The sequence below is a fragment of the Saccharothrix luteola genome (assembly GCF_020859565.1).
Classification (GTDB): Bacteria; Actinomycetota; Actinomycetes; order Mycobacteriales; family Pseudonocardiaceae; genus Actinosynnema; species Actinosynnema luteola.
Genome location: NZ_JAJHUO010000018.1, coordinates 173,761 through 186,278 on the forward strand (window position 1 = coordinate 173,761; position 12,518 = coordinate 186,278).

At 71.7% G+C, this 12,518-nt stretch carries 11 protein-coding genes; 7 read left to right on the forward strand and 4 right to left on the reverse strand.

The window, feature by feature from the left end:
- Position 1: 1 nt before the first annotated feature.
- The 4 genes from LNK82_RS25230 (at position 2) to pknB (ending at position 6,431) form a co-directional block, all read left to right on the forward strand.
- A complete protein-coding gene (locus LNK82_RS25230) occupies positions 2-1,465 on the forward strand; it encodes an FtsW/RodA/SpoVE family cell cycle protein (protein ID WP_230569470.1) in 1,464 nt (487 codons plus the stop codon).
- Positions 1,462-2,925, forward strand: coding sequence for a peptidoglycan D,D-transpeptidase FtsI family protein (locus LNK82_RS25235; protein ID WP_230569471.1), 1,464 nt, complete (start codon positions 1,462-1,464; stop codon positions 2,923-2,925). The genes LNK82_RS25230 and LNK82_RS25235 overlap by 4 nt, the downstream gene beginning before the upstream one ends.
- Entirely contained in the window at positions 2,925-4,355 is a 1,431-nt protein-coding gene (locus LNK82_RS25240) for a serine/threonine-protein kinase (protein ID WP_230569472.1), read from the forward strand. Before LNK82_RS25235 ends, LNK82_RS25240 begins: the two co-directional genes overlap by 1 nt.
- Before the next feature lie 72 nt (positions 4,356-4,427).
- Positions 4,428-6,431, forward strand: a complete 2,004-nt coding sequence (pknB, locus tag LNK82_RS25245; protein WP_230569473.1) for a Stk1 family PASTA domain-containing Ser/Thr kinase — start codon at positions 4,428-4,430, stop codon at positions 6,429-6,431.
- A 64-nt stretch (positions 6,432-6,495) separates the two neighbouring features.
- Here pknB and LNK82_RS25250 read toward each other — a convergent pair whose 3' ends face one another.
- The gene (locus LNK82_RS25250; protein WP_230569474.1) at positions 6,496-7,140 is read right to left on the reverse strand and encodes an aminodeoxychorismate/anthranilate synthase component II; all 645 of its coding nucleotides are present in this window, start codon (positions 7,138-7,140) and stop codon (positions 6,496-6,498) included.
- 65 nt (positions 7,141-7,205) lie between these two features.
- On the opposite strand from LNK82_RS25250, the gene LNK82_RS25255 reads away from it, so the two are divergent.
- Entirely contained in the window at positions 7,206-8,561 is a 1,356-nt protein-coding gene (locus tag LNK82_RS25255; RefSeq protein ID WP_230569475.1) for an FAD-dependent oxidoreductase, read from the forward strand.
- A gap of 2 nt (positions 8,562-8,563) precedes the next feature.
- Here the strand turns inward: LNK82_RS25255 and LNK82_RS25260 are convergent, their stop codons facing one another.
- Positions 8,564-8,722: a hypothetical protein gene (locus LNK82_RS25260; protein ID WP_170185175.1), complete on the reverse strand. Its 159-nt coding sequence runs from the start codon at positions 8,720-8,722 to the stop codon at positions 8,564-8,566.
- Positions 8,722-10,755, reverse strand: a complete 2,034-nt coding sequence (locus tag LNK82_RS48380) for a class E sortase (RefSeq protein ID WP_372470632.1) — start codon at positions 10,753-10,755, stop codon at positions 8,722-8,724. Before LNK82_RS48380 ends, LNK82_RS25260 begins: the two co-directional genes overlap by 1 nt.
- 137 nt (positions 10,756-10,892) lie before the next feature.
- Between LNK82_RS48380 and crgA the strand changes: the two genes are divergently transcribed.
- Together crgA and LNK82_RS25275 are read left to right on the forward strand one after the other, a co-directional pair.
- Positions 10,893-11,159, forward strand: coding sequence for a cell division protein CrgA (crgA, locus tag LNK82_RS25270; RefSeq protein WP_053714567.1), 267 nt, complete (start codon positions 10,893-10,895; stop codon positions 11,157-11,159).
- 216 nt (positions 11,160-11,375) lie between these two features.
- Positions 11,376-11,789 (forward strand): PH domain-containing protein, encoded by a 414-nt coding sequence (locus LNK82_RS25275; RefSeq protein WP_230569476.1) that lies wholly within the window; start codon positions 11,376-11,378, stop codon positions 11,787-11,789.
- Positions 11,790-11,796: 7 nt separating this feature from the next.
- On the opposite strand, the gene LNK82_RS25280 is transcribed toward LNK82_RS25275, so the two are convergent.
- Positions 11,797-12,516 (reverse strand): MBL fold metallo-hydrolase, encoded by a 720-nt coding sequence (locus LNK82_RS25280; RefSeq protein WP_230569477.1) that lies wholly within the window; start codon positions 12,514-12,516, stop codon positions 11,797-11,799.
- Between the last annotated feature and the right edge of the window lie 2 nt (positions 12,517-12,518).

A 12,518-nucleotide genomic window follows, 5' to 3' on the forward strand; every position in this document is an offset into this window, starting at 1 on the left:
CATGGGTTCGCCGGTCACCGGCGCTGAGGGCACACCGCTCGCGGCGGCGAGCAGCACGTCGCCCGGGTTGAGGCCGCCCACGCGACGAAGCACCGAACTGTTCATGCTCGCGTTCGCCGCCACGCTGGTGACGGGCGCGCTGATCCTGGTGGAGGCCAACCAGGAGCAGGAACTCAGCATGAGGATCCTGTGGCTGGGTTTGGCGTACCTGGGGCTGCTGACCGTGGCGCACCTCGCGGTGCGCAAGTGGGCGCCCTACGCCGACCCGGTCATCCTGCCGTGCGTGGCGCTGCTCAACGGCCTGGGCCTGGTGATGGTCCACCGGATCGACCTGGCCATGGCGGACGTGAAGCTGCCGGGCGGTCAGGTGTGGTCCTCCGCCGCGCCCAAGCAGGTCCTGTGGACGGCGATAGCGCTGGTGCTGTTCTGCACTGTGCTGAAGGTGCTGTCCGACCACCGCACGCTGGCCCGCTACGGCTACACGGCCGGCCTGCTCGGCCTGGTCGCGCTGGTGCTGCCCGGCGTGCTGCCGAGCTTCATCGCGCCCGAGATCAACGGCGCGAAGATCTGGCTGAGCTTCGGCGCGTTCTCCATCCAGCCGGGCGAGTTCGCGAAGATCCTGCTGATGGTGTTCTTCGCCGCGTTCCTGGTGTCGAAGCGGGACCTGTTCACCATCGCCGGGCGCCGGGTCGTCGGCCTGGACCTGCCGCGGGCCCGTGATCTGGGCCCGCTGATCGCCGCGTGGGCGGTCGGCGTGAGCATCATGGTCCTGCAGAAGGACCTGGGCAGCTCGCTGCTGTTCTTCGGCATCGTGCTGGTGCTGCTGTACGTGGCGACCGAGCGGGCCGCGTGGGTCGTGCTGGGCGTGATGATGTTCTGCGTCGGCGCGGTCGTGGCGTGGAAGCTGTTCGGGCACGTCCAGATCCGGGTGCAGAACTGGCTGGACCCGTTCGCCGACCCGTCGGGCACGGGCTACCAGATCGTGCAGTCGCTCTTCGGGCTCGGCACCGGCGGGTTGTTCGGCGCGGGCCTGGGCGGCGGGCGGCCGGACCAGATCCCCGAGGCCAACACCGACTTCATCACCGCTGTGATCGGCGAGGAGCTGGGCTTCGTCGGGCTGGCCGCGGTGCTGCTGATCTACACCGTGTTCGCGATGCGGGGCCTGCGCACCGCGCTGTCGGTCCGGGACACGTTCGGCAAGCTGCTCGGCGGTGGCCTGGCGTTCGCCGTGGCGTTCCAGATCTTCATCGTCGTCGGCGGCGTGACGAAGCTGATCCCGATGACGGGCATCACCGCGCCGTTCCTGTCCAAGGGCGGGTCGTCGTTGCTGGCCAACTACATCCTGGTCGCGTTGCTGCTGCGGATCTCGGACGCGGCGCGCGCGCCGAAGACCACGCCGAAGCCGCGCCCGCAGCAACCGGCCATCGCCGATCAGTTCACAGTCATGGTGGAGCGTCCGAAATGAACACACCGCTCCGCCGGGTCGGCCTCGCCATGATGGCGATGATGCTCCTGCTGTTGGGCAACGCCACGTACGTGCAGGTCATCAAGGCCGACGACTACCGCAAGGACCCGTTGAACCGCCGGGTGATCCTGGACCAGTACTCGCGCGAGCGCGGCCAGATCATCGCCGCCGACGGCACGCCGCTGGCCAGCGTGCAGCGGGTGGACGACCGGCTGCGCTACCTGCGGACCTACGCCAACGGTCCGGTGTTCGCGCCGGTGACCGGCTACTTCTCCACGCTGTACGGCGCGGGCGGCATGGAGCGCGCCGAGGACGACCTGCTCAACGGCTCGGACGACCGGCTGTTCGCGCGCCGGGTGTCGGACCTGATCACCGGCCGCGACCCCAAGGGCGGCAGCCTCCAGCTGACCATCGACGCGAAGCTCCAGCAGGCGGCGTTCGAGCGGTTGCAGGGCGTGACCGGCACGGTGGTCGCGATCCGGCCGCAGACCGGCGAGATCCTGGCCATGGCCAGCACCCCGTCCTACGACCCGAACGTGCTCGCCAGCCACGACGTGGACGTGCAGGAAGAAGCCTGGGTCGGCTACGACGCGGACAAGTCCAAGCCGATGCTCAACCGCGCGATCCACGAGAACTACCCGCCCGGCTCGACGTTCAAGCTGGTCGTGACGGCGGCGGCGCTGGCCGAGGGCAAGACCAAGGACAGCGACGTCGACGGCCGCCCGGTGATCACCCTGCCCGGCACGAACACCCCGCTGCCGAACTTCAACGACACCAACTGCGGCAACGGCGTCACGGCCAAGCTGGAGGAGGCGCTGGCCAAGTCGTGCAACACGGCGTTCGCGGTGCTGGCCGCCGAGCTGGGCGCGGACAAGCTGCGCGACCAGGCGGCCAAGTTCGGCATCGGCGAGCAGGACCTGTCGATCCCGCTGTCGGTGGTGCCCTCGACGCTCGGCCCGATGTCGGACAAGCCGTCGGTCTACCAGACCGGCATCGGCCAGAAGGACGTCCGGGTGACGCCGCTGGCCAACGCGGTGATGGCGGCGACCATCGCCAACGGCGGCGTGCGGATGCAGCCGCACCTGGTCGGCAAGATCCTGGCGCCGGACCTCCAGGCGATCAGCGAGACCAAGCCGGACGAGGTCGACGAGGCCATGGAGGCCGACCAGGCCAAGGCGCTGCGCGACATGATGATCGCCTCGGAGAACAACACCGGTGGCGGCGGCAAGCTCAGCGGCGTGACCATCGCGTCCAAGACCGGCACCGCCGAGCACGGCGAGAACGTGCGCTCGACCAACCCGCACGCCTGGTACGTGGCGTTCGCGCCGGCCGAGAAGCCGGAGATCGCGATCGCGGTGATCGTGGAGAACGGCGGCCAGCAGGGCCTGGCGGCCACCGGCGGCCGGGTCGCCGCCCCGATCGGCCGCGCGGTCATCGGCGCCTACCTCGGGGGACGCTGATGCTGACCTCCGGCCAGTTGCTCGCCGAGCGGTACCGCCTCAGCAAGCGGATCGCCGTCGGCGGCATGGGCGAGGTCTGGGAGGCCGACGACACCCGGCTCGACCGCAAGGTCGCGGTGAAGGTGCTCAAGGCCGAGCTCAGCGGGGACGCCGAGTTCCTGAACCGGTTCCGCATCGAGGCGCGCACCACCGCGTCGCTCAACCACCCCGGCATCGCCGCGGTGCACGACTACGGCGAGACCGCGTCGATCCCGGACGGGCCGGAGGACACCGCCTACCTGGTGATGGAGCTGGTCGAGGGCGAGCCGCTGGCCGCGATCATCGCCCGCGGCAGGCTCAACGCGGACCGCACGCTCGACGTGCTGGAGCAGGCGGGCAACGCGTTGCAGGCGGCGCACGAGCGCGGGCTGGTGCACCGGGACGTGAAGCCGGGCAACATCCTGGTGACCCCGACCGGCAAGGTGAAGATCACCGACTTCGGCATCGCGAAGGCCGCTGACGCGGCGCCGGTCACGCACAGCGGCATGGTCATGGGCACGGCCCACTACATCGCGCCGGAGCAGGCCCTCGGTCACGCCGCCGAGCCGGCGTCGGACGTGTACGCGCTGGCGGTGTGCGGCTACGAGTGCCTGACCGGGCACCGGCCGTTCCTGTCGGAGAACGCGGTGACGGTCGCGATGATGCACATCCGGGACATCGCGCCGCCGTTGCCGCCGGACGTGCCGCCCGGCCCGCGGGCGCTGATCGAGGCGACCCTGGTGAAGGACCCGCGCCAGCGCTACCGCAACGGCGGCGAGTTCGCCTCGGCGGTGGGTGCGGTGCGCGCCGGGCAGCCGCTGCCCGCGCCGTCCGGCCTGGCGATGGCGGTCGGCGCGCCGATGGCCGGGCCGATGACTCCGCCCGCTCAGCACGCCCGTCCGGGCGTCCCGGTGACCCACCCCGGGTCGCGTCCGGGCATGCAACCCGTCCCACCAGGCATGAACACTCCGCACACGGGCGCTTTCCGTCCGTTGCCACCGGGCCCGCGGCCGCCGGGGCGCAACCGCGCCGCGCTGTGGGTTATGGTCGCTGTGCTGCTGGTCGCGCTGCTGGTGCTCGGCGTGGTCATCCTGCGCTGGGCGCTGAAGGGCGACGAGGTGCCCGGCGGTGCGAACCAGCAGGGCACTGGCACCACGAGCGCCCGCCCGTTGGACGACTCGACCGATCGCCTCCCCGGCAAGCCGAAGGTGACGATCACGAAGTCCGACTACGTCGACCTCCCGGTGGACGAAGTCGCGAAGAAGCTCTCCGGGCACGGCTTGGAACCCGAGGTGCACTCCGAGGACGGGGGTGCGCCGCTGGAGCCCGAGCGGTGCCTGGTGTCGGACCTGGCGCCGACCGGTGAGATTGCGATCGGCTCACGGGTCACGGTGACGTGTGTGCCGACTTGATGCCGAAACGGTACGACAGCGAACGCAAGGCTTGATGGTGAGACCGTTGACGAGGAGCGGGACGAAGCACTGATGAGCACTCCGCGACTGCTCTCCAACCGCTACGAACTGGGTGAGACCCTCGGCTACGGCGGCATGTCGGAGGTGCACAAGGGCCGGGACGTCCGGCTCGGCCGGGACGTGGCCATCAAAGTCCTGCGCGCCGACCTCGCCCGTGACACCCAGTTCCAGGAACGGTTCCGTCGCGAGGCCCAGAACTCGGCGGCGCTGAACCACCCCGCCATCGTCGCGGTCTACGACACCGGTGAGACCCAGACCGAGTACGGCCCGCTGCCCTACATCGTGATGGAGTTCGTCGACGGCCGCACGCTGCGCGACATCGTGAAGACGCAAGGGCCGCTGTCGGGCAAGCGGGCGATGGAGGTCATGGCCGACGTGTCGGCCGCGCTGGACTTCAGCCACCGGCACGGCATCGTGCACCGGGACGTGAAGCCCGCGAACGTCATGATCACCCGGGCGGGCGCGGTGAAGGTGATGGACTTCGGCATCGCGCGCGCGGTGCACGACGGCCAGGCCGCCGTGACCCAGACGGCCGCGGTGATAGGGACGGCCCAGTACCTGTCACCGGAGCAGGCCCGCGGCGAGGCCGTCGACGGGCGTTCCGACGTGTACGCGTCGGGCTGCGTGCTGTTCGAGCTGCTGACCGGCGAGCCGCCGTTCACCGGCGACTCGCCCGTGGCCGTGGCCTACCAGCACGTGCGGGAGGACCCGAAGCCGCCGTCGGCGCTGAACCCGAAGGTGACGCCCGCGCTGGACGCGATCGTGCTCAAGGCGATGGCCAAGGGCCCGGCCAACCGCTACCAGTCGGCCGCGGAGATGCGCGCGGACCTGGTGCGCGTGCTGTCCGGTCAGCGGCCGTCGGCGCCCGCCGTGATGACGGCGGAGGACCGCACCGCGGTGCTCAACCAGACGTCGTCGCCGCGCACCGAGGTCGCGCCGACCACCGGCGGTCGGCACCGGCCGTCGGCGCAGCGCGAGGAACCCGCCGAGTACGACCCGCTGGCCGAGGAAGAGGAGGAGCGGCGCGCCCGGCGCAAGAAGGCGATCATGGTCACCCTGGTCGTCCTGCTGTGCATCGCCGTGCTCGCCCTCGCCACGTGGATCACCACCACGCTGCTCAGCGAGAAGGACAACACCGCGGCCACCGACAAGGTCACGGTGCCGTCGCTGGTCGGCAAGGAGCAGTCGGCGGCGTACGCCGAGCTGGAGGCCAGGCAGCTGACCGTCGAGGTCGTGCTGACGCCGTGCCAGCCCGGCTCCGAGCCGGCCTGCAACACCGACCAGATCGGCAAGGTGGTCCTGACCGACCCGCCCGCCAACCGCGAGGTGGACAAGCGCAGCGAGGTCAAACTCCTGATCGGCGCTCCCGCCGAGTCCGCGCCGGTGCCCGGCGTCACCGGTCTGACCCCGGCGGACGCGCAGAAGAAGCTGGAAGCCGAGGGCTGGGTCTTCCAGCAGGCCACCGGGACCGTCGAGACCGAGGACCCGAACCTGGTCGGCAAGGTCGTGGAGCAGTCGCCCGCTCCCGGCGTCTCGGCGACCAAGGGCAGCGCGGTCACGGTGACGCTCGGCAAGGCGCCGGAGACCGCGCAGCTGCCGGACGTGACCGGCCAGACGCTGGACAACGCGCGCGCCACGCTCGAGGGCAACGGCTTCAAGGTGCAGACCAAGGAGGTCGACAGCCCCGAGCCGCTGAACGAGGTCGTCACGCAGAACCCGGGTCCGGGACGGGCGGAGAAGGGCACGCTGGTGACGTTGAGCGTGTCCAAGAACAACCAGTTCATCATGCCCGACCTGCGCGGGCTCACGGAGAACCAGGCGCGCACCAGGCTGAGCCAGGCCGGGTGGACCGGCAACGACCTCACCGTCACCCAGAAGCAGACGGTCACCGACATCAGCCAGAACAACGAGATCCTGGACCAGGAGATCAAGGCGAACGCGCCGGCGGCCAAGAACGCGCGGATCAACGTGACCCTGGCCGAGTTCAAGGTCGGCGGACCCACGTCGACCAGGTAGCCGTGCAGCGAGAAGGCCCCCTCCACGCCGGAGGGGGCCTTTTCGTCGTCCGGGGCCGGGTCGGCTACTTCTGGCGGGCCGCCGCGGCGAGTTGGCGCATGCCGTTCTCCAGCTGGAGGACGGTGCCCTCGGGCACCTCGAACCCGCACACCGCGAGCCAGTTCGCCAGCATCCGGTGGCCGCCCTCGGTCAGCACGGACTCCGGGTGGAACTGGACGCCCTCGACCGGCAGCTCGCGGTGGCGCATGGCCATGACCACGCCGGACTCGGTGCGCCCGGTCACCTCGAACTCGGCCGGGATGGTGTCCGGCAGCACGGTCAGCGAGTGGTAGCGGGTCGCGGTGAACGGGCTCGGCACGCCGTTCAGCACACCGCCGCCGTTGTGGTGCACGACGCTGGTCTTGCCGTGCAGCAGCTCGGGCGCCAGGTCGACCGTGCCGCCCCACACCGCGCCGATGGCCTGGTGGCCGAGGCACACCCCGAACACCGGGACGCCGTTGTCCGCGCAGTGGCGGATGACGTCCATGCTCCTGCCGGCCTTGTCCGGCGTGCTGGGGCCGGGGCTGACGAGGACGCCGCCGACGTCGGCGATCTCGTCCAGCTCGACGGCGTCGTTGCGCCGGACCACGCACTCGACCCCGAGCTGGGCCAGGTACTGGACGAGGTTGTAGACGAAGCTGTCGTAGTTGTCGACCACGAGCACGCGCATGGCGCCAGCGTAGCCGTGACGAACCTCTCGCCAGAAGTGAGCTTAGGCTCACCTAACCTAGTGGTATGACCCGTTCCCTGCGCGTCGCCGTCGTCGGCGCCGGCCCCGCCGGCATCTACGCCGCCGACATCCTGACCAAGTCCGCGGCCGAGTCGGGCGCCGAGGTGGCCATCGACCTCTTCGAGCGGATGCCCGCCCCGTACGGCTTGATCAGGTACGGCGTCGCGCCGGACCACCCGCGCATCAAGGGCATCGTCAACGCCCTTCAGCGCGTGCTGGACCGGCCGGGGATCAGGTTCTTCGGCAACGTCGAGTACGGCGTCGACCTCAAGCTCGACGACCTCAGGCACTTCTACGACGCGGTGATCTTCTCCACCGGCGCGGAGAAGGACCGCCCGCTCGACATCCCCGGCATCGACCTGGACGGCTCCTACGGCGCGGCCGAGTTCGTCTCCTGGTACGACGGCCACCCCGACGTGCCGCGGACGTGGCCGCTGCGGGCGCGCGAGGTCGCCGTCCTCGGCGTCGGCAACGTCGCGCTCGACGTCGCCCGCGTGCTGGCCAAGACCGCCGACGAGCTGCTGAGCACCGACATCCCCGACAACGTGCACGAGGGCCTGAAGGCCAGCCCCGTCACCGACGTGCACGTGTTCGGCCGGCGTGGACCGGCGCAGGCCAAGTTCACCCCGCTGGAGCTGCGCGAGCTCGACCACTCGCCCAACGTCGAGGTCATCGTGCACCCGGAGGGCATCGACTTCGACGCGGCGAGCATGGCGTCGATCCGGTCGAACAAGCAGGTCGAGATGGTGGTCAAGACGCTGCAGGAGTGGGCGATCCGCGACGTCGGCTCGCGTCCCCGCCGGCTGCACCTGCACTTCCTCGAAGCGCCCGTCGAGGTGCTGGGGTCGTCGTCGGTCACCGGCCTGCGCACCGAGCGGATGGAGCTGACCGGCGACGGCGGCGTGCGCGGCACGGGCGAGTTCACCGACTGGCCGGTGCAGGCGGTGTACCGGGCCGTCGGCTACCTGTCCACGCACCTGGTCGACCTGCCGTTCGACCACACCTCCGGCACCGTGCCGCACCAGGCGGGTCGGGTGCTCGACCTGGACGAGCAGGCGATGACCGGCGTCTACGTGACCGGCTGGATCAAGCGCGGCCCGGTCGGCCTCATCGGGCACACCAAGGGCGACGCGCTGGAGACCGTCACCAGCCTGCTCGCGGACGCGCCGCTGCTGCCGGTCGCGCCGAGCCGCGCGCCCGACGCCGTGGTCCGGTTCCTGGAGCAGCGCGCCGTGCCGTTCACCACCGTGGACGGGTGGCGCGAGCTGGACGCGCACGAGCTCGCCCTCGGCGCCGCGCGCGGCCGTGACCGGGTGAAGGTCGTCGACCGCGCGGAGATGACCGACATCTGCCGGTCATAGGGCTACTGGGGCGTCGTCACGTTGTTGAACGGCAGCTTCGGCTCCGCCCACGGGAACACCACGAACATCAGCAGCGCCACCACCCCGGCCACGAGCACCAGCGCTTCGAGGACGCGCACGGGCAGCGGGCCGGGGAGGTGCCGCCAGATCCACCCGTACATCACTGCTCCTTCATCTCTTCGGGCACGAAACCGGGCGCCTTCGGGTAGCTCATCGTCAGCACCGAGTGCACGATGAGCCGCTGCTTGTCGGAGAACCGCGGGTGGCAGGTGGTCAGCGTCATCAGCGCCGCCTGCTGCGCCGCGGGCACCTCGCCCTCGAAGTAGGGCACGGGGTTGATCACCTCGCCCTGGGTGGGCAGCACGATCGCCTGGCCGACCGCCTTGTCGTACGGCGCGCCCAGCGGCGAGACCTTGGCGCACTTCGGGTCGGACTGCCGCACCGCCCAGTCCGCCACCTCGCCGGACTTCGGCATCACCCGGTAGACGAACCACTGGGTCTGCGTCTCGACCACGATCGCGTCGCACGAGCTGAGCAGGTCCAGGTCGTTGAAGGGCGCGCCCTTGCCGACCCGGTGGCCCGCGACGGAGAAGTTGCCCGGGTCGCCCGGCAGCGCGGTGCCCTTGTAGTGGCCGGGCCCGATCTCCAGGTCCTTGTCGGTGGTGCCCTCGACGATGGAGAACTTGTAGTCCGGGCCGAACACCGGGATGTACATCTTGGCGAACGCCTGGCCGTCCAGCAGCTCGTACTGGGCCTGGCGCTGCTGGTCGGACTCGACCGTGTTCGCGTTCCACTGGTCGTCCAGCGCCTGGGTGGCGTCGTCCTGCTTGCCGGCCGAGATGAGGTCGGTGACGTACACCTCGTAGACCACGAAGAGCAGGATGACCAGGCCGGCCGTGATCAGCAGCTCGCCGACGGTGCGGACCGCCTTCCGCGCCGTGCTGTCGGGCGGCGGGCCCGGCTGGTCGTCCTCGTCGTCGTAGTAGTCCTCGTCCTCGTAGTACTCGTCTTCGTAGTCCTCGTACTCGTCCTCGTAGTCGTCCACGGGCGCGATGACCTCGGTGGGCGGGTCGACGGGGCGAGGGCGGCGCGGCGGCGCCGGCGGGCGGGCGCCCGGGGGCGGCGGCAGGCTGCCGGAGAACGCGTTCGTGTAGCGGGTGGCGTCGGCTTCCGGTGGCGCGGGCCGGGGACGCGCCGCACCGGGCGGTGGCGCGGCCCCGCCGAGCCGGGCGGCCACCTCGGAGGGCGCGGGCCGGATGGACGGGTCGTCGATCGGACGGCGACGGCCCGCGGGCGCTTCGTCGCGCCGGGCGCGGCGGCCGTCGGGCGGCGGGTCGGCTCGGACCGGCTCGACGTACGTGGTCTCCTCGGCGTGCGTCGGCACGGGCGGCAGGTCGTCTCGGCGGGCCCGGCGACCGGCGGGTGCGACGCGCGGGCCCATCTCGTCACGGCGGGCACGGCGACCGGTGGCCGGTGGTTCGGCGGGGACCGGCTCGGCGTACGGCGGCTCGGCCTCGTCCCGACGCGCGCGCCGGGCGACGGGTGGCTCGGCGTAGGGCTCCACCGGCGGCGCGAGGTCATCCCGGAGCGCACGGCGGGCGATCGGCGGCTCGGCGTGCGGCAGCTCGACCGGCGGCACGTCGTCCCGGCGCGCGCGACGGGCGACCGGGGGTTCGGCCGGCGGCACCTCGTCCCGACGCGCCCGACGGCCGGTGGGCGGCGGCTCGACCGGCGGCGGGACGTCGTCGCGGCGGGCCCGGCGGCCGGTCGGCGGGGGCTCCGCGGCGTACGGCTCGGCCTGGTACGGCTCGGCCGGCGGAACGTCGTCGCGACGCGCCCGGCGACCGGTCGGGGGCGGCTCGGTGCGGGGCGGGTAGGACTCCCCCGGACGGCTGAAACCGCCGGCCGGTGTCGCCGGCCGCTCGAGGTCGCCGGAGTGGCCTGCCGGCCGGTCGAACCCGCCCGGTGGCGTCGGCGGGCGGTCGAACCCACCGGGAGGGGTGACGGGCCGGTTCGGGCCGGCGGGGCGGTCGACACCACCCGGCGGGGTCGATGGCCTGCTGAAACCGCCTGGCGGCGTGGGTGGGCGGTGGCCGGGGAGCGGCGGTTCGCCGCTGGCGTGGGGCGGCTGTGGCCTGGGTCGCGGCGGTCGGCCCGGCGGGCCGCCTTGCGGCGGGGGCGGGTCGTAGCTCACCGGAAAACCTCCCAAGCCGAACGTTCCAGGACTACACGGTGCTTCAGGGACCTGCTCGGTTACGTTAACGTGTTCATCCAGCAGTGGACGTGAACTCGCGCCACTGGAGGCCTATCCACCCGTCAGGCGAGGACAGCATGCCCAAGTCCAAGGTCCGCAAGAAGGCCGTCTACACGGCGCCTGCCGATCGCCGCACCCCGGTGAAGGTCAAGGCAGCGGGGCCGTCGCACCCCGTCTACGTCGCCGTGATGCTCGGCATGATGCTGTTGGGGCTGGCGTGGCTGGTGGTCAACTACATCGCGGGCGAGAAGGTCCCGGTGATGATGGACCTCGGGTCCTGGAACTTCGGCATCGGATTCGCCCTGATGATCGTCGGCTTGCTGATGACCATGAAATGGCGCTGACCACGCGCTACGCCAAGTGGCCGACGGCCCGGACGTGCTCCACGTCCGGGCCGTTCCGCGTTCCCCCGTCGTTCACCCGGTTCACCTGACGGTCACCGAAGCACACGGCTGTAAGTCATCCCCAATGGGGACAACTCCTGTGGACAACTTTGCGCCAATTTGCACAAGCCCCGGTCGGAGGCCCTAGTTGTCCACAAGTGCGGCAGACTCGGAAGCGTGAACCCACCGCGCACCTGGTCGCCCCAACCCGGCCTCGTCGGCCTCGCCTGGGGCCTGGCCGCCGTGTTCCTGCTGGTCACGATCCTCAGTTCGGACCCCGTGAGCCGGGTCTTCCTGGGCCTCGCCACGCTCGTGCAGCTCGCGCTGGGCGCTTACGGCACCCTGGTGCGCCCCAGGCTGCTGGTGGACGACTCAGGGCTCACCGTGCGCACCCTGAGCGGCGCGCGGCAGCTGCCCTGGCACGAGGTGAAGGTGCGCCTGGCCCGCACCCGCCGGCTCGGCCGCGAGACGGCCACGCTGGAGCTGGACTGGCACCGCGGCGAGGACGAGCGGCTGTACGTCTTCACCCCGCTGGACCTCGGCACGGACCCGCGCGACGTGGCGGACGTCCTGCACGCCCTGCGCCCGTGACGGGCCGCTAGAGGTCGACGACCAGGCCCGGCACGGCGACGTCGGCCGGGTGACCGGCCGCTTCCAGGTGCTCCGCCGGGTCGACGCCCGGCCACAGGTGCGCCAGCACCAGCCTGCCGACACCGGCCCGGTGCGCGTTCGCGCCCGCCTGCTCGGCCGTCGACAGGTACGGCGCGTTGTCCGCCGGCAGCACGTGCCGGGCGAACGTCGCCTCGGCCACGAACACGTCCGCGTCCCGCGCGAGGTCGACCAGCGCCGGGCTCGGCCCGGTGTCACCCGTGTAGGCGATCACCCGTCCACCGGCCGTGAGCCGCAGACCCGCGTTCGGCACGAAGTGGGGCAGGTCCCACGCGTCCACCCGGAACGGCCCCACCTCGAACGACCGCTCGACCGCGTGCACCGAGCACGCGTGCCCCAAGGGCACCTGGTCCAGCGCCAGCACGCGGTCCAGCGCACCCTCCGGCGCGTGGACCGGCAGCACCGGAGCCGAAGGCCCGAGCGCGCGGGCCCGAAGCAACGGGTTGAGGTCGGCGCAGTGGTCGGGGTGCCCGTGGCTGACCAGCACGGCGTCCACCGCCGCCGGGGGCAGCAGCGCCTGCAACGCCGGGAACGTCGCGTAACCCGGGTCCACCAGGAGCGTGAACCCGTCGTGCTCCATCAGGTAACCGCTGCACGGCTGCGCGGCCGTCGGCCACGCGCCGACGCCGCCCAGGACGGTCAGCCGCACCG

Coding starts and splice junctions, on each gene's coding strand:
- LNK82_RS25235 (WP_230569471.1), top strand. CDS start 1,462: ATGAACACACCGCTCCGCCGGGTCGGCCTCGCCATGATGGCGATGATG.
- pknB (WP_230569473.1), top strand. CDS start 4,428: ATGAGCACTCCGCGACTGCTCTCCAACCGCTACGAACTGGGTGAGACC.
- crgA (WP_053714567.1), top strand. CDS start 10,893: ATGCCCAAGTCCAAGGTCCGCAAGAAGGCCGTCTACACGGCGCCTGCC.
- LNK82_RS25250 (WP_230569474.1), bottom strand. CDS start 7,140: ATGCGCGTGCTCGTGGTCGACAACTACGACAGCTTCGTCTACAACCTC.
- LNK82_RS25260 (WP_170185175.1), bottom strand. CDS start 8,722: ATGTACGGGTGGATCTGGCGGCACCTCCCCGGCCCGCTGCCCGTGCGC.
- LNK82_RS25240 (WP_230569472.1), top strand. CDS start 2,925: ATGCTGACCTCCGGCCAGTTGCTCGCCGAGCGGTACCGCCTCAGCAAG.
- LNK82_RS25230 (WP_230569470.1), top strand. CDS start 2: ATGGGTTCGCCGGTCACCGGCGCTGAGGGCACACCGCTCGCGGCGGCG.
- LNK82_RS25255 (WP_230569475.1), top strand. CDS start 7,206: ATGACCCGTTCCCTGCGCGTCGCCGTCGTCGGCGCCGGCCCCGCCGGC.